Raw genomic sequence first — 25,106 nt, forward strand, 5'->3', positions numbered from 1 at the left:
GCGCCCTGCGCGTGCGGTCCCGTCCATTCCCCATCCTGTTCGGAGCGTCCCGTGCGTCGATTCGTGTGCTGTTCCTTGGCCATCGCCCTCGGTCTGTTTGCCCACGCCGCGCAGGCGCGGGCGTGGGATCCCACGCCGGGCCACGTGCAGGTGCCGATCTGGCCCGGCGCGGTGCCGGACGCATTGCCGCATCCGAAGCCGGAATCGGCCGGACCCGGCCCGGGCAAGCCGTGGTGGCCGGCCATCCACGACGTCAGCCGGCCGACCATGACCGTGTACCCGGCGCAGGGCCACAACACCGGCGCCGCGGTGGTGGTGTTTCCCGGCGGCGGCTACCAGATGCTGGCGATGGACCTGGAGGGCACGGAGATCTGCGACTGGCTGACCGCGCGCGGCATCACCTGCGTGCTGTTGAAGTACCGCGTGCCGAACTCGGGGCCGACCTGGGTCGATGGCCATCGCTACTACCCCAAGGTCCAGACCGCGCTGCAGGACGCCCAGCGCACGCTGGGCCTGGTGCGCCAGCAGGCCGCGACCTGGGGCGTGGACCCGCACAAGATCGGAGTGATGGGCTTTTCCGCCGGCGGCCATCTGGTGGCCGCGGTGAGTACGCATTTCGCCGAACGCACCTATTCGCTGGTGGATGCCGCCGATCGCGTCAGTTGCCGCCCGGACTTCGCCATCGCCGTGTATCCGGGCCATCTGTGGCTGCACGAGGACGAGGACGCCGACACCCGCGATTTCACCGATCTGGCCTTGCGTCCGGACATCCGCGTCGTCGCCGACACCCCGCCGACCTTCCTGCTGCAGGCGCAGGACGATGATGTGGACGGCATCTCGCAGGTGCTGGCGTACTTCGTCGCGCTCAACCACGCCGACGTGCCGACGGAAATGCATATCTACGCCAAGGGCGGTCATGCCTTCGGCCTGCGCGCCAAGGACCTGCCGATCGCGCAGTGGCCGCAGCTGGTGGAGACCTGGCTGCGGACGATCGGGGTGCTTGAGAGCCGGGATTAGAGATTCGGGATTCGTAACAGCCGGGATTGGGGATTCGGGATTGGCAAAAGCGTGTCGGCGCGCGGATTGCGCTTTCACGAATCCCAAATCCCTAATCCCCAATCCCGGACGTTGTCACGAATCCCCACTCCCGACTCCCCAATCCCGCCCGCCTCCGGCGGGCTCCTGATACAGCCGCGCCGGTCCGCCCATCGCCGGATCGCTGATGCCGGGCTTGCCGTTTTCCGCGCGGCCAGCCAGGCGCTGGCGTGCGTTGTCCTGGACCAGCCACAGGTCGTACCAACCGCCGCTCGGCCTGGCGCTCCAGCGCATGCGCTGCTCGGTGCCGGGTGCCAGCGTCACGCGTTGGCGGGGTTGTGCCTGTGCGTAGGCGGCCGGTTCAAGCGACACGCTGAGTGGCGCGGTCCCAGGATTGCGCAACAGCAGGCACAGCGCCTGCGCATCGTCCGGGTCCTGGGTGATGTCGGCCTGCAGCAGCGGAGCGCTCAGGTCACCGCGGTAGTGGCGATGGAAGCCGTTGGGGCCGAGCAGCCACAGATCGTAGTCGCCGTCGTAGGTGGTCCAGGTGCCGTCCAGCGTCGCGCCGGCGCCCACCGTGTAGCGGCGCGGGAGTGCGGCCAGGTCGTAGCGGTCGTAGACGTGCAGCACCGCCGCCGCCCCGGTGTTGGCCATGTGCAGTTGTACCTCGCCGCGTTCGCGTCCGTACTGCAACTGCACCGTCGGCCGATACGGCAGGGCACGCGCGCGGCGCACGCCGAACGCCTGGCGCGGCGCCTGCACCTGCGCTGGCAGCGGCGGCAGTGCGTGCTCGTGCAATGCGGCGGCACGCGCTGCCGCCGCGCGCACGTCGGGCAGGTCGGCGACGAAGGGGCGGGTATCGGCCTGGCGGAAATCGAAGGCGTCGAGCAGATCGCCGCAGACCGCGCGGCGCCACGCGCTCACACCGCTGGCGGCGACGCCGAAGCGGCGTTCCAGCAGACGCAGCACCGAGGTGTGGTCGTAGACCTGCGAATCGACCCAGCCGCCGCGGCTCCACGGCGAGATCACGTACAGCGGCACGCGCGGGCCGAGGCCGTAGGGACGCCCGCGCAGTTCCGGCGGGTCGGCCTTGGCGTCGCCCGGCGCCGGGTGCAGGTGGTATTCGCCGTCGGTGTCCACGCTGGAAGCGCCGGCCCGGCCGCCGGCCGCAGACGGGTCGGGCGAAGGCGGCGCCGGTGGCGGCACGTGGTCGAAGAAGCCGTCGTTCTCGTCGAACATCAGCAGCAAGGCGGTGCGCGCCCACACCTTGGGGTCGGCGGTCAGCGCGTCGAGCACGCATGCGGTGTAGGCCGCCCCCTGCGCCGGGCTGGACGGGTCGGGATGCTCGCTGCCGGCGGCATCGGCGATGATGAAGCTCACCGACGGCAGTCGCGCCGCCAATACATCTTCGCGCAACTGCGACAGGCTGCGGCTGGAGACGCCGCGTGCGCGCAGTTGCGGATCGTGCCCGGGCGCACCGCGCCAGGCCGCGCGGAACGGCGCGAAGCCGGCCAGCGGGTTGTCGGTGAAGTTGTCGGCCATGTCCTGGTAGATCTGCCAGGACACGCCGGCCTGCTGCAGGGCCTCGACATAGCTGGGCCAGCGGTAGTCGTCCGGGTCGCCGCCCAGTTCCGGGAAGTTGTCGTGCGAGTTGGCGATGACCGGGCCGCCGGCGCGGGCGTGCGGATCGTTCTGCCCGGTCCACAGGAATACGCGGTTCGGATTGGTGCCGGCCTGGATCGCGCAGTGGTAGGCATCGCACACGGTGAATGCCTCGGCCAGGGCGAACTGGAACGGCAGGTCGTCGCGTTCGTAATAGGCCAGCGCGTGGTCGCGCTTGGCCGCCGGCCACTGGCCCATGCGGCCGTGGTCCCAGGCCTGCTGCGCGTTCGGCCAGGTGTGCGGCGTGCCTTGCACGCGCATGGTGGCGAAATTGTGCGCGGTGCGCAGCGGAAACGGGGCCAGCTGGCGGCTGCCGTCGGCGCTGGGCTGCAGCCACACCGTGCGCGGGGCGATGCCGGGCAGCGTCGGTGCCGGGATCGGGAAGCGGTCGCCGAAGCCGCGCACGCCGGCCAGGCTGCCGAAGTAATGGTCGAAGGCGCGGTTCTCCTGCATCAGGATCACCACGTGCTGCAGGTCGTCGATGGTGCCGCTGCGCACGTCCGGGGCGATCGCCGCGGCGCGGGCGATGCTCGGCGGCAGCAGGGCGGCGGCGCTGGCGGTGAGGCCGGCGCGGAGCAGCCGGCGGCGGGTCTGGTCGGTCATGCTGGTCCGGGAAAGCGCAATGCGGCGGCGGCCGGGAGCGGCCGCCGCCGCGAGACTGCCACGGCGCCGGTTACAGGTCGACCATGAAGGTCAGGCCGACGGTGCGCGGCGGCGCGATGAAGGCGCTGTCGCTGCCGTCCACGCCGTTGAGGTAGCGCTTGTCGGTGAGGTTGCTGATCACCAGGTCCAGCCTGGCCTGCTGCAACTGCGGCGACAGCCCGCCCAGGGCGATGCCGAGATTGGCGTCGAAGGTGGTCACCGCATCCAGCGCCGCGCTGTTGGCCGCATCCAGGTAGCGCCGACCGAGGTAGCGGCCGGACAGGCCGCCGTGCAAGCGCTCTCCCTGCCAGTCGGCCGACAGCACCAGGGTCTGGCGCGGCTGGCCGATCACCTGCGAGCCTGGCGCGATCTCCAGCGCCTGGTCGCGCGCGGCGTTGCCGCTGCCCAGGTAGGTCGCCTTGTTGTAGGTGTAGGCGCCGTTGAGCCGCCAGCCGTTGTCCCAGGCGTAGCCCAGCGCCAGCTCCACGCCGCGCGAGTGCACGCCGCCGAAGTTCTCGTAGACGCCGTCGGTCTCGCCTAGGTAGTCGATGCCGGTGACGAAGTTGGCCGGCACGTAGACGATGCGGTTGTCGAAGCGGATGTCGTACAGGGTGATGCTGCCGGTCAGCGGCCAGCGGCTCATGCGCAGGCCCACCTCGATGTTGTCGGCGGTTTCCGGCTTGACCTTGCTCAGCACCAGCGGATCGGTCTCGCCGAGCACGCCAGAGGGGATCGCGGCGAAGTTCTGCGAGAAACCGGCAAAGGCTTCCACGCCCTTGATCGGCGTGGTCCAGGTCAGGCCGGCGGAGAACAGCGGATCGGAGTGCGAATCCGATTCGATGTGCGCGGCGTCGCCGATGCGGCGGTCGCGGGTCTGGTCGACGAAGAACTGCTTGACGCCTACGCGCCAGGCGAAGTCGCCGTAGCGCATCACGTCCTCGGCGTAGTACATCTGCTCGTCGGTGCGATAGTCGTCCTTGAACTGCACCCAGTACGGCACGTGGTCGAAGGCGATGTTGGTGCCGACGTCGAGCAGGCGGTGCCAGTCGCGGGTGACGCTGCGGTCGTAGCGTTCCAGCCACAGGCCGCCGCGCACGGTGTTGTGCAGTCCACCAAAGTCCTGCGCCCATTCCACGTCGGCGGTGACGCCGCCGCGCTGGTTGTCGTAATGACTGTGGCGGTAGGACTGCACCGGCAGCGAGCCGGCCGGGTAGCAGGCCGGGTTGGACTCGGCGGGCAGGGTCGCGGTGTCGGCGCAGCCCGGCAGCATGCTCGCGGCCGCGCCGCTCGGGGTGACGAAGTAGAGCTTGCCCAGCGCGCTGCCGCCGTACACGGTATGGCCGCCGGTGTATTCGGACTCGGGCTGGCCCGCGCCGTCGTTGGTGACGTCGACCAGGTACGGCGGAATCCAGTCGCCACGGCCCTTCATGCGGTGCGCGTAGCCGGTCAGGGTGGCCTTGAAGCCGTTGCCGCCGTCGAACAGGCCGCGCAGGTAGCCGAAGGTGTTCTTGCGCAGCGCGCGCGAGCCGGAGCGGTAGTTCTGGTCGTAGTAGGGGATGCCGGTGAGCTTGCCGGTGAGCAGATCGTGGTCCGGATCGGTGGCGAACTGCGCCGGGGTGACGCTGCTGTATTCGGATTCGTTGGCATCGTCGTAGGACAGGTAGCCGCTGAGCGTCCATGCGCCGAGGTCGCTGACGAACTTGCCGGCCAGGTGGTCGCGGGTGGTGTGGCCGCTGCCGTCGATCCAGTCGTCGTTGCTGGCATGCGAACCGCTGACCCAGGCGCGGGTGCCGCCGAGGTCGCCGCTGTCGTAGCGCGCGTAGTACTTGCGCGCCTGGTTGTCGCCGATGCCGAAGGCCATGCGCACGCGCTGTTGGTCCAGCGGTTCGCTGGTGAGGAAGTTGAGGGTGCCGCCCAGCGCTTCGTTGGAGCGCGAGGCGATGTCGGCGGTGCCCTGGCTGACCTCCACCGTCTCCAGGTCCAGCGTGTCGATGAAGCGGTTGGCCTTGGAGCCGCCGCCGTAGGCCGAGCCGCCGTTGGGCACGCCGTCGATGGTGGTGCCGATCTGCTGGTCGTCGCGGTTGGTGACGAAGCCGCGCATGCTGATCTGGGTGCCCCAGTCGGAGGAGCCGAACGCATCGGCCTCGGTGGCGATCACGCCGGGCAGTTCGTTGAGCGCGTCGTTGACGCTGCTCATCGCGAACTGGCGGTCCAGCGCTTCCTTGCTGACGTTGATCTTGGCGTAGGTGGTGGCTTGGCCGAGCACCTGCACCTGGTCCAGGGTCGAGACCCGGTCGCTGCTGTCGGCAGGCGTGGCGGGCTCCGCTGCGTCGGTGGCCTCGGTGGCGTGGGCGGAGGCGATGCTGGCGGCCAGCGCCAGGGCCAGCAGGGTTGGGGCGGGGGTGCGGAAATACGCCGAAACGGTCATCGGTTGCGTGGCTTGCGTGAGGGGCGCTCATGGTCCGATCGAGCGGTTTCGTGCATATGACCGGGATCTTGCGAATCCATGCATCATGCGCAAATCTGCATGAATCGAGGCGGGGCGATGTCGCCCGCTACGCGCAGCGGCAACGGGGGGGGGGGGGGGCGGCGGTCGAGGCGGAGCCGTTGCGTTTGCGCGGCTGCCCGGGAGGGCGTTCGCGTGCGCGGCGTGTGCGCCGGTGACACGTTCGTGTCGGGCACGGATGCCTGGATGCGGTGCGGATTTGCCGCAGGCAGGCAGTGCCTCGCGTGGACGCGCCGCTGCACGCAGACGCTACGCAGGGCCCGCGACCGCAGCCGGCGCTTCGCCGTGATGGCGCACAACACGGGCGAACCGGCATCATCGCCGCTGCCGCCGCCGGCGGGCCCGCGATGGAACCTCCTGCCCGATGAGCCACGAACTGATCTACCTGCTGCTGATCTTCGCCCTGCTGGTGATCCCGCGCGCGCTGCAGCGCTTCAAGATGCCGGCGCCGCTGACCTGTCTGCTGTTCGGCATCATCGCGATGCTGGCGATGGGACCGCGCGCGCACGACCCGGTGGTGACCCTGCTGGCCACGCTCGGCATCTCGTCGCTGTTCCTGTTCGCCGGCCTGGAAGTGGACCCGAAGGCGCTGCGCCGCGGCTTGTGGCCGCTGCTGCTGCATCTGGTGGTGCGCGGCGGCACCCTGTTCGGCGTCGGCTGGCTGGCCTGGCGCTACGCGGCGCTGCCGTGGCAGGCGGCCGGGCTGCTGGCGCTGGCCCTGCTGACCCCGTCCACCGGTTTCATCATCGAGTCGCTGGGGCGGCTGGGGCTGGACGAGGAGGAACGCTTCTGGGTCACCAGCAAGGCCATCGCCGGCGAGCTGCTGGCGCTGGCGGCGCTGTTCGTGATCCTGCAGGCCGGCGATCCCTGGCAGATGGGCCTGTCCAGCCTGGCGCTGGTGGCGATGCTGGTCGGCCTGCCGCTGCTGTTCGTGGCCCTGGGGCGCTGGGTAGCGCCGCAGGCACCGGGCTCGGAATTCTCGCTGCTGGTGATGGTCGGCCTGATCGCCGCCTACATCACCTATTCGCTGGGCGTGTACTACCTGGTCGGTGCGTTCATCGCCGGGCTGGTGGCGCGGCTGCTGCGCCAGCGCATGCCGCTGCTGGCCTCCGACGAGAACCTGCAGGCGGTGCGCCTGTTCGCCTCGTTCTTCGTGCCGTTCTACTTCTTCAATGCCGGCACCAAGGTGCCGAGCGGGGCGCTGAGCCTGCAGGCGCTGGGCCTGGGCCTGGCGCTGACCGCCTGCGTGCTGCCGCTGCGCATCGGCATTCTGTGGCTGCAGCGGCGGGTGCTGTTCGGCGAAGGTGCGCGCAGCAGCCTGCGGGTCTCGCTGGCGCTGTCGCCGACGCTGATCTTCACCCTGGTGCTGGCCGGGATCCTGCGCGACCGCTTCGCCATCGCCGACGCCCTGTTCGGCGCCTTGCTGCTGTACGCGGCCCTGACCACGCTGCTGCCGGCGCTGTTGCTGCGCATGCCATTCGACGTCAGCCCGCTGGAAGCGGCGCCGGCTGCGCCGGCGGATCCCGCGTCGGCGCAGGCACCGGCGGCGCCGGACGCGCCGGTCGCCGAGGCGCCGGTAGCGGAGGCGCCAACGCCGCCCGTGGGCGCGCCGGAGACGGCGCCGCGGCCCCAGCCCGGGCCGGCATGAGCAAGAACGCTTGAAAGCCGGCGTGCGGCCCCCATACTGGCCGCCTCCGTTGCTCTCGCGTTTTTGCCGCCATGCCGATCTACGCTTTCCAATGTGCCGCATGCGGTCACAGCTTCGACCGCCTGCAGAAACTGTCCGATCCGGATCCTGAGACCTGTCCGTCCTGCGCCGCCCAGGCGGTCAAGCGCCAGCTCACTGCACCGGCGTTCCGCCTGTCCGGCAGCGGCTGGTACGAGACCGACTTCAAGAAGGACGGCGACAAGAAGCGCAACCTCGCCGAGTCGGGCAGCACCGGCGGCAGCAGCGAGGCCAAGCCCGCGGCTACAGCTGCGTCCGACGCCCCGGCCAAGCCGGCGGCTGCCGCCGCCCCGGCGCCGGCGCCCGCCGCGGCCAAGCCTGCGGCGACCTGAGTCCCGCCCTGGCCAAGCCGCGCCAGGCGCGGCTCCTCGTAGGAGCGGCTTCAGCCGCGACCGGCGTCACCCGGTCGCGGTAGTCCCCAAAAGGCACGAGCCGCCCCTGGAAATCGACTTCTCACGCCGGCATCGGGCCGCCCGACATCGCGGGCGGCCCGCATTCGCCTGGCTCAGCGCGCGCCGAAGCGCGCCCGGCAGCCGCCGTTGACCCACACCGTATTGCCTTCGTAGCCCCAGCTGCGGCCTTCCGCGCAGGTGGTGCCCGACAGCTGTTCGATCAGCACCGGGCGGCCCTGGCGGCGGTCCCAGGCGCAGGTGCGCAGGCGCTTGTCGTCGCTGCTGCAGGTCACCGTATAGCCGCTGTCCAGCGGCGGCCGGCCCGGTCCCCAGCCACCGCCACCACCGCCGCGGCCCGGGGCGAACTCGCCGCGGCAGCCGTCATCGACCCACACCGCGCCATCGCGCGAGCCCCAGGTGCGGCCCTCGATGCAGCGGGTGTCCGACAGCTGGCGTACCAGCATGGCGTTGCGCCAGCCGGTCGGGCACACGCGCTGGCGCTGGTCCTGGCTCTCGCAGCGCACGGTGCCGGCCGCGCCACCGCCCCCACCGCCCCAGTTGCCGCCCCAATCGCCGCGACCTTCGACGAAGCGGCCGCGGCAGCCCTGGTCCACCCACACCACGCCCGGCGCCGAGCCCCAGGTACGGCCCTCGATGCAGGGCGAGTCGGAGAGGGTGCCGACCAAGCGGGCAGGCCCGCGGAACGGGGTTGCGCACTGTTGGCGGCGGCGATCGTTGCTGGAGCAGGCGACGGTGCGGCCGTCGAAGCCCGGTTCCTGCCGCCAGCCGCCGCCGCTGCCGCGCAGCGAAGTGGCGATGTCCTGCTGGATGTTGCCGAAGCCCCAGCCGCGGTCGATCTGGTCCAGGTAGAACTCGAGCTGGTCGTCGGGGATCTGCCGGCCGCGCGACTGGTCGGCGTATTCGCGCTCGATCACCCGCACCCGGGCGGGGATCGACAGTTGCCGCAGGTCTTGCGGGGCGTAGGCGCGGGCGCTCTGGGCCGCGGCCGGGGCGCTGGCCAGGGCCAGCGCGGCGATCACCAGCCAGGTGCCAAGGGGCTTCAACATGGGTTCTCTCCTCCCCGTGAATGGTGCGCGGACTATAGCCGCAGGCCGACTTAAGCCAGGATGAGTCATGCGCGATTTGCCCGCGCCGACGCGCCGCCGCAGAATACCGGGCTTGCCGGCGCCTTCTGCGCCGGCCGCCCCCTGTTTGTTGGAGCTAGCGATGCGTACCCACTTCTGCGGCCTGGTCGACGAGACCCTGATCGGCCAAACCGTTACCCTGGCCGGCTGGACCGACGTGGCCCGCAACCTCGGCGGCGTGTGCTTCATTGACCTGCGCGACCACGAAGGCATCGTGCAGGTGATGGTGGAGCCGGAGAACGCGGAGGTGTTCAAGGTCGCCGCCAGCCTCGGCTACGAGGACGTGCTGCAGGTCGAGGGCGTGGTGCGCGCGCGGCATGCGGTCAACGACAAGCTGCGCAGCGGCAAGGTCGAGGTCATCGCCACGGCCATCACCGTGCTCAACAAGGCCGCGCCGCTGCCGTTCCACGCGCACGAGAACCCGGGCGAGGAAACCCGCCTGAAGTACCGCTACCTGGACCTGCGCCGCCCGGAGATGCAGCGCATGCAGCGCACCCGCATCAAGCTGGTGCAGGCGCTGCGCCGCTACCTGGACGAGCGCGGCTTCCAGGACATCGAGACCCCGATCCTGACCAAGGCCACCCCGGAAGGCGCGCGCGACTTCCTGGTGCCGGCGCGCATGCACCCGGGCGAGTTCTACGCGCTGCCGCAGTCGCCGCAGCTGTTCAAGCAGATCCTGATGGTGGCCGGCTTCGACCGCTACTACCAGATCGCGCGCTGCTTCCGCGACGAGGCGCTGCGTGCCGACCGCCAGCTCGAGTTCACCCAGCTCGACATGGAGTTCGCCTTCGTGCGCGAGCGCGACGTGCAGGACTTCGTCGAGGCGATGGTCCGCGCCATCTTCAAGGAAGTGGTCGACGTCGAACTGGATGCCGCATTCCCGCGCATGACCTGGGCCGAGGCCATGCGCCGCTACGGCTCGGACAAGCCGGACTTGCGCATCGCGCTGGAGCTGACTGACGTGGCCGAGCTGGTCAAGGACAGCGACTTCGCGGTGTTCAGCGCTGCGGCCGCCGATCCCGATGGCCGCGTCGCCGCGCTGCGCATTCCCGGCGGCGCCAGCCTCTCGCGCAAGCAGATCGACGAATACGCCGCGCACGCCGCCAAGTACGGCGCCAAGGGCCTGGCCTACGTCAAGATCGCCGACAGCGGCGAGATCAGCTCGCCGATCCAGAAGTTCTTCGGCGAGGCCGCGTTCGCCGCGCTGCTCGCCCACGTCGGCGCCGGCAACGGCGACATCGTGTTCTTCGGCGCCGGCGCCTACGGCAAGGTCTCCGACTTCATGGGCGCGCTGCGCCTGAAGGCCGGCAAGGACTTCAACCTCATCGCCGACGGCTGGCGACCGCTGTGGGTCACCGATTTCCCGATGTTCGAGTGGGACGAGGAGGCGCAGCGCTACGTGGCCCTGCATCACCCGTTCACCGCGCCGGCGGTGGACGACATCGCCGAGTTGCGCACGCACGCCAAGACCGCGGTCTCGCGCGGCTACGACATGGTGCTCAACGGCAACGAGATTGGCGGCGGTTCGATCCGTATCCACCGTCCGGACATGCAGAGCGCGGTGTTCGAGCTGCTCGGCATCGGCGCCGAGGAAGCGCGCGCCAAGTTCGGCTTCCTGCTGGATGCGCTGAACTATGGCGCGCCGCCGCACGGCGGCATCGCCTTCGGCATCGACCGTATCGCCGCGCTGATGGCCGGTACCGAGTCGATCCGCGACGTGATCCCGTTCCCCAAGACCACCGGCGCGCAGGACCTGATGACCGACGCGCCGTCGCCGATCGCCGACGTGCAGCTGGCCGAAGTGCACGTGCAGGTACGCCCGCAGGCGCAGTGATCCCGTTCTCCCAACCGTAGCAGGCCGACACATGAGCGAGACCGCATTCAATCTGGAGTGGGAAACCCTCGGCAACGAGGGCGCAGTGGAGGCCATCGTCACCCAGCGCGCGCGCGTGTTCGGCGGCTGGCTGGTGCGCGCTGGCAGCGGCGCCAACGCGCCGCTGGCGTTCGTGCCGGATCCGGAGGGCCGTTGGGACGGCGAGGATTTCGGCGAGGACGATTACGAGTACGAGGAAGACGAAGAGGAAGAAGAGGACGAGGAAGACGGCGACGACGAAGACGAGGACGACGGCGAAGAGGCTGACGCCGACGCCGCGCACCCGGCGCGCTGAGCCGTGCTGATTCGCCGCGCCACGCCGGACGATGCCGCCGCGGTGACCCGCATCGCCGCGGCCACCTTCTGCGAAACCTTCGGCCATCTGTATCCGGCGCAGGACCTGCAGGCCTTCCTCGACGAGGCCTATTCGCTGGAGCGCGCCCAGGTGGTGCTGGCGCATCCGGACTACGCGATCTGGCTGGTCGAGCACGACGGCGCCGTGGTCGGGCACGCCGCGGCCGGTCCCTGCGGCCTGCCGCATGCCGAGGTGCGTCCCGGCGATGGCGAACTGAAGCGGCTGTACCTGCTGCGTGCGCACCAGAACGGCGGTTGGGGTGCGAGGCTGTTCGAGACCGCCCTGGCCTGGCTGGAGCGCGACGGCCCGCGCACGCTGTGGGTCGGCGTGTGGTCGGAGAACCTGGGCGCGCAGCGTTTCTACGCGCGCTACGGCTTCGAGAAGGTCGGCACCTACGAGTTCCCGGTGGGGCAGGTGCGCGACCTGGAATTCATCCTGCGCCGGCCGCCGCGCGCGGCCTGAGGCCTGCAGCCGGGCGCGCCCCAGTCGCCGCCACGTCGACACCGCGGCAACGCAGGCGCGCTAGAGTGCTGGCCTGTCCAGCCTGCAGGAGAGCGCGTCATGTTCCGACCGTGGATGGGAATCGCCGCCGTGTTGCCGTTGCTGGCCGCGTGCGCGCCGCCGGCCAAACTGCAGCCGGCCAGTGGCGGGCCGACTGTGCAGGGCGATGGCCGCTGCAACGTCGAGGCCGTGGCCTGGGCGGTCGGCCAGGAGGCCACCCAGGCGACCATGAGCCGGGTCTGGAAGGAGAGCGGAGCCGGCGTGGTGCGGCCGATCGCGCCGGGCCAGGCGGTGACCCGCGATCTGCGCCTGGACCGGCTCAACGTGTTCCTGGATGGCAGCAATCACATCGTCCGCACCACCTGCGGTTGAACCCCGCATGGCCGTCGCGCCGCAGGTGCTGTTGCTGCATGGCATCTGGAACGCGCGGCCGTGGCTGTTGCCGCTGGCGCTGCGCCTGCGTCGCGATGGCTGGCGCGTCGCCAGCTTCGGCTATTCGACCGCGTTCGGCGGCGCCGAAGCCGCGCTCCCACGGCTGCACGCCCGCATCGAACGTATGGCCGCCATCGGTCCGGTGGCGCTGGTCGGGCATAGCCTCGGCGGCCTGATCGCCTTGCAGGCCTTGCGGCAGGTGCCCTCGCTCCCGGTGACCCGGGTGGTGTGCCTGGGCAGCCCGCTGGCCGGCAGTGCCGCCGCGCGTGCCCTGGCGCAACGGCGGCTCGGATTGGCGCTGGGCCGCAGCGCGGCGCTGTTGCAGCGGGGCGTGGCACCTTGGGACGGGCCGGCCGAGGTCGGCATGGTCGCTGGCACCGTGGCGCGTGGGCTGGGCGCGCGCTTCGCCGCGCTGGGGCCGGAGTCCGACGGCAGCGTGGCCCTGGCCGAGACCCGCGTGCCCGGCCTGGGCGATCACTGCCAGGTCCGCGCCAGCCACAGCGGCCTGCTGTTCTCGGTGGAGGCCGCGCGGCAGACCGCCGCGTTCCTGCGCGACGGTCGCTTCGCCGCCTGAGCCGGCGGCCGCCAGAACCCGACGCCCTGCGGCGTCGGCCGCGCCGCGTCGGTCTCCGCGACCGCCTTGGCGCCGGTGCGGGGCGATGCCGTGCCTTATGGCGTCACGAAGGTCTTCAACCAGTCCAGCGTGGGATTGAGCGCCCAGGCGGCGGTGCCGCTGCGGTAGTTGCCGTCGACCAGAAGTCCCGTGCACTGGGTGCCGGGGTAGCCGCCGAAGCCCATGAAGCAGTGGTCGGCGTAGAGGTCCTGCACCTCCCGGTTCTTGACGATGTACCAGCCGCTGCCGTTGCTTCTGAAGCACGACTGCTGCCCGTCGCAGCGCAGGCCGGTGACCAGTTGCGCCTGCGTGCGGGCGATGTTCTCGGTGCCGCCGACGAACATGTCGCGCTCGCCGTTGATGATGCGCAGGCGATCGGACGGCAGCGAATGGTTGCCGTCGGCGATGCAGGACGCCAGGTTGTAGTAGGCGGTGTAGGTCGCGCCGGTGCCTTGGCCGAACGAGGCGGCGACCCGGGGATCGTAGTCGTGCGCCAGTACCGAGATGATCGAGCCCTGGCTGAGCCCGCCGGTCACCACGCCCTTGGAGCAGTCGGCCTTGTCGCGGGCGCAAATCTGGGCGATGGCGCTGTTGAGATTCTGCGCATCGAAGATGGCCTTGGCGCGGTTGCCGATGACGCCGCAGCTGCCGAAGCTGGTGTTGTCGTACTCCACCGAGGCGGCCACGAAGCCCTTGGCCGCCGCGGCATTCACCGCGGCCATCGCCCAATTGCTCTGGTAGTTCTCGCCGGTCCCGCCGATATGCACGTAGACCGGGTACTTGCCCGCCGCGCGGGGTTCCTGGCCGCTGATCGCATAGGTGGTGAAGCCGGCGCTGTAGCGCCCCCGGAAGGCGTCGGTCTGGGCGCTGGCAAGGCCCGGGGCGGCAAGCGCAGCCAGGCCCAGGCAGCGCAGGGCCAGCGACAGGAACGGGACGGGGATGGACGTACTGCGGGACATGGGGATCTCCTTCGGTGCGATGGAACGCGGGCGCGACTCGTGTGCGTTCAGCGTTCCCATGGGGCTGACAGTTCTCGCACGCCGCTGTGCCTGCGGGTAGACAGTCCGCCGCTGCTTGATAGGCACCACGGCCCTGGTGTGCGCTGTGGCAGGCGTGTCGGCCAGCGCGGGGCAGCGGCGCTCCCGGTGGCGAGCGACCGGGCATGGCGCAGGTTCCGGCGAGTCACCGGCGTGGCCGGACCCCGGGATGTGCGCGGCATCAGGTAAAATCCGCGCCTTGTCCTTACAACTGTCCGGAACGCCCCATGGGTAGAGGCCCCTCGATCGAAGCCCGCAAGAACGCATCCGATGCGAAGCGCGGCAAGATTTTCACCAAGATCATCCGCGAGATCGGCGTCGCCGCGCGCGCCGGTGGCGGCGATCCGTCCAACAACCCGCGGCTGCGCGTGGCGATGGACAAGGGGCTGGCCTCCAACATGTCCAAGGACGTGATCGAGCGGGCGATCAAGAAGGCCACCGGCGAACTGGAAGGCGTGGAGTACGAGGAAGTGCGCTACGAGGGCTATGCCCCGGGCGGCGTGGCGGTGATCGTCGACTGCCTGACCGATAACCGCGTGCGCACCGTGGCCGACGTGCGCCATGCCTTCAGCAAGTGCGGCGGCAACATGGGCACCGACGGCTCGGTGGCCTTCATGTTCAAGCGCCTGGGCGTGCTCAGCTTCGCCGCCGGCGCCGACGAGGAGAAGATCACCGAGGCGGCGATCGAGGCCGGCGCCGACGACATCGTGGTCTATCCCGAGGACGGCGCGATCGACGTGCTGACCGCACCGGAAGCGTTCCAGGCGGTCAAGGACGCCATGGACGCGGCTGGCCTGGCCGCCGACCATGCCGAAATCACCTTCCGCGCCGACAACGACATCGCCGTGGACGGCGACACCGCGGTGCAGGTGCGCAAGCTGCTGGACATGCTGGAAGACCTGGACGACGTGCAGAACGTCTATTCCAACGTGGACCAGGCCGCGCTGAGTGACGGGGGCTGACACCATGAAAGCCGGGACCCGGGACCCGGGACCCGGGACCCGGAAGAGCGCCGTGCCTGTGCCGGAGGCATCGCAGACGTCGATGGCTGCCACGGGCATCTCTGCCCGCACGGGCGCTGCTTTCCCGATTCCCGATTCCCGAATCCCCAATCCCGGCTCCACCCGCATCCTCGGCATCGACCCTGGCTCGCAGCGCACCGGCGTGGGCATCATCGACGTGGACGCGGCCGGCCGTACCCGGCACGTGCACCATGCGCCGCTGGTGTTGCTGGGCGAGGGCGACTTCGCGCTGCGGCTCAAGCGCCTGCTGCTCGGGCTGGACGCGCTGATCGAGGAGTACCGGCCGCAGGAAGTGGCGATCGAGCGGGTGTTCATGGGCAAGAGCGCCGACGCGGCGCTGAAGCTCGGCCACGCCCGTGGCGCGGCGATCTGCGCGGCGGTGCTGCGCGACCTGCCGGTGCACGAGTACGCCGCCAAGGAGATCAAGCTCGCCGTGGTCGGCAAGGGCGCGGCGGAGAAGCAACAAGTGCAACACATGGTCGGTCTCATGCTGAGCCTGACCGGCAAACTTCAGGCCGACGCCGCCGACGCGCTGGCCGTCGCCATCACCCATGCCCACGTGCGCGCCACCGCGCAGCGCCTGGGCGTCAGCACGCAGCAGGCGTGGAGCAGGAAATGAGTAGAGCCGGGATTGGGGATTGGGGATTGGGGATTGGCAACAGCCGGGCGCGTGCGCGCCGGCCCCGCTTTGACGAATCCCCAATCCCGAATCCCCAATCCCGGCGCCTCCAAGGAGGCGCCCAATGATCGGCCGTCTGCGCGGGATCCTGGCCTACAAGCAGCCGCCGTGGCTGGTGATCGACGTGGGCGGGGTGGGGTATGAGCTGGAGGCGCCGATGAGCACCTTCTACGACCTGCCCGACGTCGGTCGCGACGTGATCCTGTTCACCCACTATGCGCAGAAGGAGGACAGCGTGTCGCTGTACGGCTTCCTGCGCGAGGGCGAGCGGCGACTGTTCCGCGACGTGCAGCGGGTCAGCGGGATCGGCGCGAAGATCGCGCTGGCGGTGCTGTCCGGGGTCAGCGTGGACGAGTTCGCGCGGCTGATCACCGCCGCCGACGTCACCGCGCTGACCCGCATCCCCGGTATCGGCAAGAAGACCGCCGAGCGCATGGTGGTGGAACTGCGCGACCGCGCGGCCGACTTCAGCGGCGGCGCGCCGGTGACCGGGCAGCTGGGCACCGACGCGGTGTCCGAGGCCACGGTGGCGCTGCAGCAGCTCGGCTACAAGCCGGCCGAGGCGGCGAAGATGGCGCGCGACGCCGCCGCCGACGGCGACGAGGTCGCCACGGTGATCCGCAAGGCCCTGCAGGCGGCGCTGCGCTGACCGCCCGGTCGGCCTGGCTCTCCCCGCTCTTTCTTCACGTTCTGGCGCTACTCTTCCCACCATGTCCAGCTCCTCCAGTTCCGCCGCCCGCCCGGGCAGCCACGATCCGCACGCCAAGACGGGCTTTGGGGTGATGCTGACCGCCATCGGCGTGGTCTTCGGCGACATCGGCACCAGTCCGCTGTACACGCTCAAGGAGGCGTTCTCGCCGCACTACGGGCTGACCCCGGACCACGACACCGTGCTGGGCATCCTGTCGCTGGTGTTCTGGGCGCTGATGCTGGTGGTCACGGTCAAGTACGTCACCGTGATCATGCGCGCCGACAACGACGGCGAGGGCGGCATCATGGCGCTGACCGCGCTGGCGCAGCGGACCCTGCCGGGCGGCTCGCGCTCGATGTACGTGGTCGGCATCCTCGGCATCTTCGGCGCCTCGCTGTTCTTCGGCGACGGCGTGATCACCCCGGCCATCTCGGTGCTGTCGGCGGTGGAAGGCCTGGAGGTGGCCGCGCCCAAGCTGGAGCCGTTCGTGGTGCCGATCACCCTGGTGGTGCTGGGGATGCTGTTCATGGCCCAGCGCTACGGCACCGAGCGGGTGGGCAAGGCGTTCGGGCCGATCACCCTGGTCTGGTTCGTGGCGCTGGGCGCGATCGGCGTCTACAACATGACGCGCGCGCCGGAAGTACTGCATGCGCTGAACCCGTGGTGGGGCGTGCGCTTCTTCGCCGAGCACAACTGGCACGCGGTGTTCGTGCTCGGCGCGGTGGTGCTGGCGGTGACCGGCGGCGAGGCGCTGTACGCGGACATGGGCCATTTCGGCGCCAAGGCGATCCGCCGCTCCTGGCAGTTCGTGGTGCTGCCAATGCTGACCCTGACCTACCTGGGGCAGGGCGCGCTGGTGCTGCGCGACCCGGCCGCGGTCAGCAATCCGTTCTACGAGGCGGTGCCGGAGTGGGCGCTGTACCCGATGATCGTGCTGGCCACCGCGGCCACGGTGATCGCCTCGCAGGCGCTGATCACCGGCGCCTACTCGGTGGCCAGCCAGGCCATGCAGTTGGGCTACATCCCGCGCATGCACATCCGCCACACCTCGCATTCCACCATCGGCCAGATCTACGTGCCGGCGGTGAACTGGTGCCTGCTGGCGCTGGTGGTGGTGGCGGTGATCGGGTTCGGCGACTCGACCTCGCTGGCCACCGCCTACGGCGTCTCGGTGACCGGCACCATGCTGATCACCACCGTGCTGATGGTCATCTATGCGCGCGCCAACCCGCGCGTGCCGGCGCCGCTGCTGTGGCTGTTCGCCCTGGTGTTCCTGGCGGTGGACTGCGCGTTCTTCTACGCCAACATCATCAAGTTCCTGGACGGCGCCTGGTTCCCGCTGCTGCTGGGCCTGATCCTGTTCACCCTGATGCGCACCTGGCGCCGCGGCCGCAAGCTGCTGCACGACGAGATCCGCAAGGACGGCATCAAGCTCGACACCTTCCTGCCCGGGCTGATGCTGGCGCCGCCGGTGCGCGTGCCCGGAACCGCGGTGTTCCTGACCGCCGACCCGATGGTCGTCCCCCACGCGCTGATGCACAACCTCAAGCACAACAAGGTGCTGCACGAGCGCAACGTGTTCCTGACCGTGGAGACCCTGCAGGTGCCGTACGCGGCGGCCGGGCAGCGGCTGAAGATCGACGCGATCGGCGACGAGTTCTACCGCGTCTACGTGCGCTTCGGCTTCATGGAGACCCCGGACGTGCCGCTGGCGCTGATGCGCTCCTGCGACCAGGGCGGGATCTACTTCGACCCGATGGACACCACCTATTTCGCCAGCCGCGAGACCATCGTGGCCAGCGCCAACCGCGGCATGCCGATCTGGCGCGACAAGCTGTTCGCGGTCATGCACCGCAACGCCGCCCCCGCCACCGGCTTCTTCCGCATCCCCGGCAACCGCCTGGTGGAACTGGGCGCGCAGGTGGAGATCTGAGGCCGCCTGCGGCGGCCGGGATTGGGGAGTCGGGATTCGGGATTGGTCAAGGCCATGGCGCCGGGACCGTCCCGCAGCCGATACTATTGCGCGACCAATCCCGAATCCCCACTTCCCGATCCCGGCTCTAAATGGACCGCATCATCGCCAGCAGCGCCACCCGCGAGGATGAGGTCGCCGAGGCCAGCATCCGCCCCAAGCGGCTGGACGACTACCTCGGCCAGCAGCCGGTGCGCGAGCAGCTGTCGATCTACATCGAGGCGGCCAAGGCGCGCGGGGAGGCGATGGATCATGTGCTGATCTTCGGGCCGCCGGGCCTGGGCAAGACCACGCTGAGCCACGTCATCGCCAACGAGCTGGGGGTCAACCTGCGGGTCACCTCCGGCCCGGTGATCGAGAAGGCCGGTGATCTGGCGGCGCTGCTGACCAACCTGCAGCCGCACGACGTGCTGTTCGTCGACGAGATCCACCGGCTGTCGCCGGTGGTCGAGGAAGTGCTGTATCCGGCGATGGAAGACTTCCAGATCGACATCATGATCGGCGAGGGGCCGGCCGCGCGCTCGATCAAGATCGACCTGCCGCCGTTCACCCTGATCGGCGCCACCACCCGCGCCGGCCTGCTGACCGCGCCGCTGCGCGACCGCTTCGGCATCGTCCAGCGCCTGGCCTTCTACACCCCGGACGAGCTGGCGCAGATCGTGCGCCGCTCCGCCAGCATCCTCGGCATCGCCTGCGACGCCGACGGCTGCGCCGAGATCGCCCGGCGCGCGCGCGGCACCCCGCGCATCGCCAACCGCCTGCTGCGGCGGGTCCGCGACTTCGCCCAGGTCCGTGCCGGCGGGCAGATCGACCTGGCGGTCGCGCAGGCCGCCACGCAGATGCTCAAGGTCGACGCCGAGGGCTTCGACGAGCTGGACCGGCGCATGCTGCGCACCATCATCGAGTACTTCGACGGCGGCCCGGTCGGCGTCGAGTCGCTGGCCGCCTCGCTGTCGGAGGAACGCGGCACCCTGGAGGACGTGATCGAGCCCTACCTGATCCAGCAGGGCTACCTGATCCGCACCGCCCGCGGCCGCATGGCCACCAACAAGGCCTATCTGCACTTGGGCCTGCAGCCCAAGCGGGATTCGGGAATGGGGATTGGGGATACAGGAGCGCTGTTTTGACCGCGATCGACCCGAACACGCCGTCGCCCGGCGAATCCCCACTCCCCAATCCCCACTCCCGGCGTCTATTCAGTTGGCCGACACGCGTCTACTGGGAAGATACCGACGCCGGTGGCGTGGTCTACCACGCGCGCTACGTGGCCTTCCTGGAGCGGGCGCGCACGGAGTGGTTGCGGGCGCTGGGGTATGGTCAGGAGCGCCTGCGCCTGCAACACGACCTGGTGTTTGCGGTGCGCGCGATGCAGCTCGACTTCCTGCGCCCGGCACGCCTGGACGACTCCCTGCAGGTCGGCGTCGCGCTGTCGCAGTGCAAGCGCGCCAGCCTGGTGTTCGCGCAGTCGATCCGCCGCGACGACGGGGAACTGCTGTTGCGCGCGCAGGTGCGGGTGGCGGCGCTCAGCGCCGGCAGCTTCCGCCCGCGCGGCATGGACGACGCGCTGCACGATGCATTGAAAGTTCTTGAAATCACTGAAGCCGAATTACTGAGGAACGACGGATGATCGCATTGCTCCTGGCCCTGCAGGACACGGTGGTGGAGGCGCTGCCGCAGGACGTGACCCAGACCGCCACCCAGGCCGTCGCCAGCACCGCCGCCCACGGCGGCATCAACTACCTGGACCTGATGGTCAAGGCCAGCCTGCCGGTCAAGGTGATCGTGCTGCTGCTGCTGCTCGGCTCGCTGATCAGCTGGGTCATCATCTTCCGCAAGGGCAAGGTGTTCAAGGACGCCAACCGCGAGGCCGACGACTTCGAGAACCGCTTCTGGTCCGGCACCGACCTGAGCAAGCTCTACGCCGGCGCCACCGACCGCAACCGCGTGGTCGGCGGGCTGGAGGCGATCTTCGAGGCCGGCTTCCGCGAATTCACCCGTCTGCGCGACAAGCGCCGGCTCGATGCCCGAATTCAACTGGAAGGCGCGCAGCGAGCGATGCGTGCCACCTACGCGCGCGAAGTGGACCGCCTGGAGCGCAACCTGGAACTGCTCGCCAACATCGGCTCCACCGCGCCCTACGTGGGCCTGGTCGGCACCGTGTTCGGCATCATGGTGACCATGCACGACATGATCAACAGCGGTCAGCAGGCGGGCATCGCCGCGGTCGCGCCGGGCATCTCCGAAGCGCTGTTCGCCACCGCCATCGGCCTGTTCGTGGCGATCCCGGCGGTGTGGGCCTACAACCGCTTCACCACCCGGGTCGAGCGCCTGGCCGTGCGCTTCGAGACCTTCTCCGAAGAGTTCAGCTCCATCCTGCAGCGCCAGGCCAGCGGCGACTGAGCGTCGCCCGCCTGCCCACGACTCCCAGGATTCCCGCATGACTGCCGCCATTTCCCGCCGCAAGCGCCGCAAGCTCAAGTCCGAGATCAACGTCGTGCCGTACATCGACGTGATGCTGGTGCTGCTGATCATCTTCATGGTCACCGCGCCCTTGCTCAGCCTGAGCGTGGACGTGGACCTGCCCGATTCCACCGCGCGCTCGGTGGAGAGCAAGAAGGATCCGGTGATCGTCACCGTCGATGCCGAGGGCCGCTACACGCTGACCTTGCAGGACGGCAAGCCGGAGAAGATCGCCGCGCCGGAACTGAAGGCGAAGATCCAGGCCTTCGTCGGCCAGAACAAGGACGTGCCGGTGTTCGTCGCCGCGCCCGGCAGCTCCAACTATCAATTGGTCATGGACACCATGGTCATGCTGCAGCAGGCCGGCGTGCCCAAGGTCGGCCTGATGAGTCAGCCCGGAAACAATGCACGCTGAAGCCGACTCCCGCCCGCCGCTGCACCGCGGCGACGACAAGGGCCTGATCTACGGGGTCGCCCTGGCGCTGCTGGTGCATGTGCTGATCGCGCTGCTGTTCTTCCTGGCCTGGTGGTGGTCGCCGGTGCGCCAGGTCGAACCGGCCGCCGGTTCGCCGATGGTCGAGGCCTCGCTGGTGGTCTCGGCCGCCGACGTGCGCTCGGCGCAGAAGGCGGTGAAGGACGCGCCCAAGCCCTTGCCCGAGCCGCTGCCCGAACCGGTCAAGGACGTCGCCGAGGAAGACACGGTGCCGCCGCCGCAGCCGCTGCCCACGCCCAAGCCGCAGCAGGCGCCGACCCCGCAGCAGCAGAAGGCGCAGGACTTCGTTCCGGTGCCCGACAAGGTCGACCAGGACCGCGCCACCCGCACCGCCATCTCCCAGGAAAAGGAGAAGCAGGAGCAGGAGGCCAAGCGCCGCCAGGAACAGATCGACCTGACCGAGCAGAAGCGCCAGCAGGAGGCCGAGCAGAAGCAGCGCCTGGCCGCGCAGCAGGAAGAGGAGCGGCAGAAGAAGATCGCCGACATCCGCAAGCAGCGCGAGAAGCTGGAGCGCGAGGCCCAGCTGGCCCAGCAGAAGCTGCAGCAGATCGCCGACTTGAACGCCAAGAAGGCCTCGGCGGCCGCGGCCACCACGCCGCAGCAGGCGCCGGGCCAGAACGGCACCAATACCGACCTGCAGGCCAAGTACGCCGCGGCGATCCAGCAGGCGGTGCTGAGTCAGTGGGTGCGTCCGGATTCGGTGCCGCTGGGGCAGAAGTGCAAGATCTCGATCACGCAGATTCCCGGCGGCCAGGTGATGGAGGCCAAGGTCAGTCCCGACTGCCCGTACGACGAGGCCGGCCGCCGCTCGATCGAGGCCGCCGTGCTGCGCGCGCAGCCGCTGCCCTATCGCGGCTTCGAGACCGTGTTCGCGCGCAACCTGACGTTCAACTTCACCGCCCAGGACCAGTGAGACCGGCCGCCGCCGCTGCGTTTGCGCGCGGCCGGCCATCCACCCCCGGGCGATGGGCGATAATGTGCCGCGTCCTGCCATCGGCTTCACATGGCGATGGTTCATGATTGCGAATACGTTCACCCGCGCATTGCTATCTCTTGCGCCTTTCCGATCCTGCTGAGCGACCCATGAAGAAACTGCCGCGCTGGCTTGCCGTTCTCACCGCCCTGTTGCTGCCTCTCGCCGCGTCCGCGCAGGACAAGGGCCTGGAAATCGACATCGTCGGCGGCAATGCCTCGGCGACCCCGATCACCGTCGTGCCGATGCCGTACCAAGGCTCGGCGACCCCGCCGAGCACCGACGTCGCTGCGGTGGTCCGCGCCGATCTGGATCGCTCCGGCCAGTTCCGCAACCTGCCCGAGTCGCAGATCGTCGAGCGCCCCACCCGCGGCAGCGAAGTGCAGTTCGCCACCTGGCGCGCGCTCAAGCAAAGCTACCTGGTCGTCGGCCGGGTGATGGACGCCGGCGAGGGCGCCTACCGCGTCGAGTACGAACTGTTCGACGTGGGCAAGGGCGAGCGCATGCTCGGCCTGGCGATGACCGCCCGCGCCAACGCCATGCGCGACGTCGCCCACCAGATGGCCGACGCCATCTACGAGAAGATCACCGGCGTGCGCGGCGCGTTCTGGACCCGCATCGCCTATGTCACCGCCAGCGGCAAGGGCGGGGCGATGCGCTATGCGCTGATGGTGGCCGACTCCGACGGCTACAACCCGCAGACCATCGTCCGCTCGGCCGAGCCGCTGCTGTCGCCGAACTGGAGCCCGGACGGCAAGAAGCTGGCCTACGTGAGCTTCGAGCGCGGCAACTCGTCGATCTACATCCAGGACATCGCCACCGGTGCGCGCCAGCTGGTCTCCAGCTTCCGCGGCATCAACGGGGCGCCGTCGTTCTCGCCGGACGGCAAGAAGCTGGCGCTGGCGCTGTCGCGCAGCGGCAACCCGGAGATCTATGTGATGGATCTGGGCAGCAAGCAGCTGACCCAGCTGACCAACCACTTCGGCATCGATACCGAGCCGACCTGGGCACCGGACGGCAACAGCATCTACTTCACCTCCGACCGCAGCGGCCGTCCGCAGATCTATCAGGTGCCGGCCACCGGCGGCAGCGCCACCCGCATCACCTTCCAGGGCAACTACAACGCGACCCCGAGCGTGTCCTTCGACGGCAACAAGCTGGTCGTGGCCCAGGGCAGCGGCAATACCTACAAGATCGCGATGATGGACCGCAGCCTGGGTTCGCCGCGCTGGAACACGCTGTCGACCGGTTCGCTGGACGAGTCGCCGAGCTTCGCTCCCAACGCCAGCATGGTGCTGTATGCGGCGCGTGAAGGCGGCCGTGGCGTCCTGTACGCGGTCTCGGCCGATGCCCGCGTGCGGCAGCGTCTGGTGCTTGCCGATGGCGACGTGCGCGAGCCGTCCTGGTCGCCGTATCGCACTGCACGTTGACATGTAAGTTTGGTGTTAATATTTCGCTGTTGAACCCCTCATCGGCCCAGGAGCCACAAGGTATCGCCATGAACAAGACCACCCGCGTTCTGCTTGTTTCGCTGTTGTCCGTTGCAGCTCTGGCCGGCTGCGCCAAGAAGGTCAAGGAACAGCCCCAGACCGACACCACCGGCACCACCGGTACCACCGCCCCGACCGGCCCGTCGACCTCCGGTCTGTATGGCCCGGGCGACCTGGACACCGATTCCTGCCTGCGTCAGCGCGTGGTCTACTTCGACCTGGACAAGGACACCGTGAAGCCGGAGTTCCAGGCGATCATGGCCTGCCACGCCAAGTACCTGCGTGACCGTCCGTCCTCGCGCATCACCCTGCAGGGCAACACCGACGAGCGCGGTTCGCGCGAGTACAACATGGGCCTGGGCGAGCGTCGTGCCAACGCCGTGTCCTCGGCGCTGCAGGCCAACGGTGGCTCGGCTGCGCAGCTGACCGTGGTCAGCTACGGCGAAGAGCGTCCGGTCTGCACCGAGTCGAACGAGTCCTGCTGGTCGCAGAACCGTCGCGTCGAGATCGTCTACACGGCGCAGTAAGAAAAGATGCGTATCGGTGTCCTTACATCGATGATCGTCGCGGCGGCCCTCGTGGCCGCCGCGCCGGCTCATGCGCAACGCGCGAGCCTGGCCGACCGCGTTTCCGCGCTCGAGCAGCAGGCCATGAATACCCAGGCCAACACCGACATCCTGAACCAGCTCAACCAGCTGCGGACGCAGATGCAGTCGATGGAGGCCACGATCGAACAACTGCAGCACAGCAACGACCAGCTCAAGCAGCAGATCAAGGACCAGTACCTGGACCTGGATGGCCGCGTGGGCCGGCTCGAAAGTGGTGCAGGGGCAGGGGCGACGCCGCCGTTGCCGCCGGCCAATGGCGCCGCACCGGCTGCCGCGCCGGCCGCGCCCGCAGGCAAGCCGTCCGCCGTCGCCGAGCCGCCGCCGTCGGTGCACGGCGACGCCGGTACCCTGGCGGCCGCCGGCGATGAGCGGGCGGCCTACAACGTCGCCTTCGACGCCCTGAAGGCAGGCAAGTACGCCGATTCGGCGAACCTGTTCCAGAGCTTCCTGCAGGCCTACCCGAACGGCGTGTACGCGCCGAACGCGCTGTACTGGCTCGGCGAGAGCTATTACGCCACCAAGAATTTCCAGTTGGCCGAGGCCCAGTTCCAGGACCTGATCGGCCGCTATCCGACCCACGACAAGGCACCGGGCGCGCTGCTCAAGCTGGGTCTGTCCCAGTACGGCGAAGGCCGCGTCCAGGACGCCGAGCAGACCCTGCAACAGGTCGGCGCGAAGTATCCTGGCTCCGATGCCGCGCGCACCGCGCAGGACCGCCTGCAGTCGATCCGTATCGGCCAGCAGTTGCGCTGAGCCCCTTACGCTGCCGCCGCCGTCGCGGGAGCACTTTTCTCCCGCC

24 protein-coding genes are annotated in these 25,106 nt (G+C 69.6%); 20 read left to right on the top strand and 4 right to left on the bottom strand.

Features of this window, described 5'->3' with window-relative positions; translation table 11 throughout:
• Positions 1 to 75: 75 nt before the first annotated feature.
• The gene (locus NUG21_RS06020; RefSeq protein WP_263393039.1) at positions 76 to 1,017 is read left to right on the top strand and encodes an alpha/beta hydrolase; all 942 of its coding nucleotides are present in this window, start codon (positions 76 to 78) and stop codon (positions 1,015 to 1,017) included.
• Positions 1,018 to 1,131: 114 nt separating this feature from the next.
• Here NUG21_RS06020 and NUG21_RS06025 read toward each other — a convergent pair whose 3' ends face one another.
• Together NUG21_RS06025 and NUG21_RS06030 are read right to left on the bottom strand one after the other, a co-directional pair.
• The gene (locus NUG21_RS06025) at positions 1,132 to 3,300 is read right to left on the bottom strand and encodes a phosphocholine-specific phospholipase C (protein ID WP_263392555.1); all 2,169 of its coding nucleotides are present in this window, start codon (positions 3,298 to 3,300) and stop codon (positions 1,132 to 1,134) included.
• 70 nt (positions 3,301 to 3,370) lie between these two features.
• Positions 3,371 to 5,701: a TonB-dependent receptor gene (locus tag NUG21_RS06030; RefSeq protein WP_317852486.1), complete on the bottom strand. Its 2,331-nt coding sequence runs from the start codon at positions 5,699 to 5,701 to the stop codon at positions 3,371 to 3,373.
• Positions 5,702 to 6,209: 508 nt separating this feature from the next.
• Here NUG21_RS06030 and NUG21_RS06035 point away from each other — a divergent pair.
• Positions 6,210 to 7,493: a cation:proton antiporter gene (locus tag NUG21_RS06035; RefSeq protein WP_263392557.1), complete on the top strand. Its 1,284-nt coding sequence runs from the start codon at positions 6,210 to 6,212 to the stop codon at positions 7,491 to 7,493.
• 71 nt (positions 7,494 to 7,564) lie between these two features.
• Positions 7,565 to 7,903 carry an FmdB family zinc ribbon protein gene (locus NUG21_RS06040; RefSeq protein ID WP_263392558.1) on the top strand — a complete coding sequence of 113 codons (339 nt, stop codon included), beginning with the start codon at positions 7,565 to 7,567 and terminating at the stop codon, positions 7,901 to 7,903.
• A 173-nt stretch (positions 7,904 to 8,076) separates the two neighbouring features.
• On the opposite strand, the gene NUG21_RS06045 is transcribed toward NUG21_RS06040, so the two are convergent.
• Positions 8,077 to 9,030, bottom strand: a complete 954-nt coding sequence (locus tag NUG21_RS06045) for a DUF3011 domain-containing protein (RefSeq protein WP_263392559.1) — start codon at positions 9,028 to 9,030, stop codon at positions 8,077 to 8,079.
• A gap of 160 nt (positions 9,031 to 9,190) precedes the next feature.
• Between NUG21_RS06045 and aspS the strand changes: the two genes are divergently transcribed.
• The 5 genes from aspS (at position 9,191) to NUG21_RS06070 (ending at position 12,843) form a co-directional block, all read left to right on the top strand.
• Positions 9,191 to 10,942: an aspartate--tRNA ligase gene (aspS, locus tag NUG21_RS06050; protein ID WP_019797557.1), complete on the top strand. Its 1,752-nt coding sequence runs from the start codon at positions 9,191 to 9,193 to the stop codon at positions 10,940 to 10,942.
• Positions 10,943 to 10,973: 31 nt separating this feature from the next.
• Positions 10,974 to 11,276 (top strand): hypothetical protein, encoded by a 303-nt coding sequence (locus NUG21_RS06055; protein WP_019797556.1) that lies wholly within the window; start codon positions 10,974 to 10,976, stop codon positions 11,274 to 11,276.
• 3 nt (positions 11,277 to 11,279) lie between these two features.
• Positions 11,280 to 11,798, top strand: a complete 519-nt coding sequence (locus NUG21_RS06060; protein WP_160946517.1) for a GNAT family N-acetyltransferase — start codon at positions 11,280 to 11,282, stop codon at positions 11,796 to 11,798.
• 99 nt (positions 11,799 to 11,897) lie between these two features.
• Positions 11,898 to 12,209 (top strand): I78 family peptidase inhibitor, encoded by a 312-nt coding sequence (locus NUG21_RS06065; protein ID WP_263392560.1) that lies wholly within the window; start codon positions 11,898 to 11,900, stop codon positions 12,207 to 12,209.
• A 7-nt stretch (positions 12,210 to 12,216) separates the two neighbouring features.
• Positions 12,217 to 12,843, top strand: coding sequence for an esterase/lipase family protein (locus tag NUG21_RS06070; RefSeq protein WP_263392561.1), 627 nt, complete (start codon positions 12,217 to 12,219; stop codon positions 12,841 to 12,843).
• A gap of 95 nt (positions 12,844 to 12,938) precedes the next feature.
• Here NUG21_RS06070 and NUG21_RS06075 read toward each other — a convergent pair whose 3' ends face one another.
• Complete coding sequence (locus NUG21_RS06075) at positions 12,939 to 13,841, bottom strand: hypothetical protein (protein ID WP_263392562.1); 903 nt, start codon at positions 13,839 to 13,841, stop codon at positions 12,939 to 12,941.
• A gap of 305 nt (positions 13,842 to 14,146) precedes the next feature.
• Between NUG21_RS06075 and NUG21_RS06080 the strand changes: the two genes are divergently transcribed.
• The 12 genes from NUG21_RS06080 (at position 14,147) to ybgF (ending at position 25,060) form a co-directional block, all read left to right on the top strand.
• Entirely contained in the window at positions 14,147 to 14,881 is a 735-nt protein-coding gene (locus tag NUG21_RS06080) for a YebC/PmpR family DNA-binding transcriptional regulator (protein ID WP_010344319.1), read from the top strand.
• A gap of 82 nt (positions 14,882 to 14,963) precedes the next feature.
• Entirely contained in the window at positions 14,964 to 15,560 is a 597-nt protein-coding gene (gene ruvC / locus NUG21_RS06085) for a crossover junction endodeoxyribonuclease RuvC (protein ID WP_263392563.1), read from the top strand.
• 124 nt (positions 15,561 to 15,684) lie between these two features.
• On the top strand, positions 15,685 to 16,269 hold the full coding sequence (ruvA, locus tag NUG21_RS06090) for a Holliday junction branch migration protein RuvA (protein ID WP_010344317.1): 585 nt from the start codon (positions 15,685 to 15,687) through the stop codon (positions 16,267 to 16,269).
• A gap of 133 nt (positions 16,270 to 16,402) precedes the next feature.
• Entirely contained in the window at positions 16,403 to 18,244 is a 1,842-nt protein-coding gene (locus tag NUG21_RS06095; RefSeq protein ID WP_237473108.1) for a potassium transporter Kup, read from the top strand.
• Positions 18,245 to 18,375: 131 nt separating this feature from the next.
• A complete protein-coding gene (gene ruvB / locus NUG21_RS06100) occupies positions 18,376 to 19,410 on the top strand; it encodes a Holliday junction branch migration DNA helicase RuvB (protein WP_160946513.1) in 1,035 nt (344 codons plus the stop codon).
• Between the two features lie 5 nt (positions 19,411 to 19,415).
• Positions 19,416 to 19,910, top strand: coding sequence for a tol-pal system-associated acyl-CoA thioesterase (gene ybgC, locus NUG21_RS06105; protein WP_242080911.1), 495 nt, complete (start codon positions 19,416 to 19,418; stop codon positions 19,908 to 19,910).
• The gene (tolQ, locus tag NUG21_RS06110) at positions 19,907 to 20,683 is read left to right on the top strand and encodes a protein TolQ (RefSeq protein WP_017907448.1); all 777 of its coding nucleotides are present in this window, start codon (positions 19,907 to 19,909) and stop codon (positions 20,681 to 20,683) included. The genes ybgC and tolQ overlap by 4 nt, the downstream gene beginning before the upstream one ends.
• A gap of 37 nt (positions 20,684 to 20,720) precedes the next feature.
• Positions 20,721 to 21,158: a protein TolR gene (tolR, locus tag NUG21_RS06115; protein ID WP_010344312.1), complete on the top strand. Its 438-nt coding sequence runs from the start codon at positions 20,721 to 20,723 to the stop codon at positions 21,156 to 21,158.
• Positions 21,148 to 22,149 carry a cell envelope integrity protein TolA gene (tolA, locus tag NUG21_RS06120; protein WP_019797277.1) on the top strand — a complete coding sequence of 334 codons (1,002 nt, stop codon included), beginning with the start codon at positions 21,148 to 21,150 and terminating at the stop codon, positions 22,147 to 22,149. Before tolR ends, tolA begins: the two co-directional genes overlap by 11 nt.
• Before the next feature lie 170 nt (positions 22,150 to 22,319).
• The gene (gene tolB / locus NUG21_RS06125; RefSeq protein WP_019797276.1) at positions 22,320 to 23,639 is read left to right on the top strand and encodes a Tol-Pal system beta propeller repeat protein TolB; all 1,320 of its coding nucleotides are present in this window, start codon (positions 22,320 to 22,322) and stop codon (positions 23,637 to 23,639) included.
• A gap of 68 nt (positions 23,640 to 23,707) precedes the next feature.
• Positions 23,708 to 24,226, top strand: a complete 519-nt coding sequence (gene pal, locus NUG21_RS06130; RefSeq protein ID WP_010344309.1) for a peptidoglycan-associated lipoprotein Pal — start codon at positions 23,708 to 23,710, stop codon at positions 24,224 to 24,226.
• A 6-nt stretch (positions 24,227 to 24,232) separates the two neighbouring features.
• Entirely contained in the window at positions 24,233 to 25,060 is an 828-nt protein-coding gene (gene ybgF, locus NUG21_RS06135) for a tol-pal system protein YbgF (RefSeq protein WP_242161130.1), read from the top strand.
• Positions 25,061 to 25,106: the final 46 nt, after the last annotated feature.

This window comes from Xanthomonas sp. CFBP 8445, from assembly GCF_025666235.1.
In the GTDB taxonomy this organism is placed as follows: Bacteria; Pseudomonadota; Gammaproteobacteria; order Xanthomonadales; family Xanthomonadaceae; genus Xanthomonas_A; species Xanthomonas_A indica.

Coding starts and splice junctions, on each gene's coding strand:
- NUG21_RS06025 (WP_263392555.1), bottom strand. CDS start 3,300: ATGACCGACCAGACCCGCCGCCGGCTGCTCCGCGCCGGCCTCACCGCC.
- NUG21_RS06035 (WP_263392557.1), top strand. CDS start 6,210: ATGAGCCACGAACTGATCTACCTGCTGCTGATCTTCGCCCTGCTGGTG.
- NUG21_RS06040 (WP_263392558.1), top strand. CDS start 7,565: ATGCCGATCTACGCTTTCCAATGTGCCGCATGCGGTCACAGCTTCGAC.
- NUG21_RS06045 (WP_263392559.1), bottom strand. CDS start 9,030: ATGTTGAAGCCCCTTGGCACCTGGCTGGTGATCGCCGCGCTGGCCCTG.
- aspS (WP_019797557.1), top strand. CDS start 9,191: ATGCGTACCCACTTCTGCGGCCTGGTCGACGAGACCCTGATCGGCCAA.
- NUG21_RS06055 (WP_019797556.1), top strand. CDS start 10,974: ATGAGCGAGACCGCATTCAATCTGGAGTGGGAAACCCTCGGCAACGAG.
- NUG21_RS06065 (WP_263392560.1), top strand. CDS start 11,898: ATGTTCCGACCGTGGATGGGAATCGCCGCCGTGTTGCCGTTGCTGGCC.
- NUG21_RS06070 (WP_263392561.1), top strand. CDS start 12,217: ATGGCCGTCGCGCCGCAGGTGCTGTTGCTGCATGGCATCTGGAACGCG.
- NUG21_RS06075 (WP_263392562.1), bottom strand. CDS start 13,841: ATGTCCCGCAGTACGTCCATCCCCGTCCCGTTCCTGTCGCTGGCCCTG.
- NUG21_RS06080 (WP_010344319.1), top strand. CDS start 14,147: ATGGGTAGAGGCCCCTCGATCGAAGCCCGCAAGAACGCATCCGATGCG.
- ruvC (WP_263392563.1), top strand. CDS start 14,964: ATGGCTGCCACGGGCATCTCTGCCCGCACGGGCGCTGCTTTCCCGATT.
- ruvA (WP_010344317.1), top strand. CDS start 15,685: ATGATCGGCCGTCTGCGCGGGATCCTGGCCTACAAGCAGCCGCCGTGG.
- NUG21_RS06095 (WP_237473108.1), top strand. CDS start 16,403: ATGCTGACCGCCATCGGCGTGGTCTTCGGCGACATCGGCACCAGTCCG.
- ruvB (WP_160946513.1), top strand. CDS start 18,376: ATGGACCGCATCATCGCCAGCAGCGCCACCCGCGAGGATGAGGTCGCC.
- tolQ (WP_017907448.1), top strand. CDS start 19,907: ATGATCGCATTGCTCCTGGCCCTGCAGGACACGGTGGTGGAGGCGCTG.
- tolR (WP_010344312.1), top strand. CDS start 20,721: ATGACTGCCGCCATTTCCCGCCGCAAGCGCCGCAAGCTCAAGTCCGAG.
- tolA (WP_019797277.1), top strand. CDS start 21,148: ATGCACGCTGAAGCCGACTCCCGCCCGCCGCTGCACCGCGGCGACGAC.
- tolB (WP_019797276.1), top strand. CDS start 22,320: ATGAAGAAACTGCCGCGCTGGCTTGCCGTTCTCACCGCCCTGTTGCTG.
- pal (WP_010344309.1), top strand. CDS start 23,708: ATGAACAAGACCACCCGCGTTCTGCTTGTTTCGCTGTTGTCCGTTGCA.
- ybgF (WP_242161130.1), top strand. CDS start 24,233: ATGCGTATCGGTGTCCTTACATCGATGATCGTCGCGGCGGCCCTCGTG.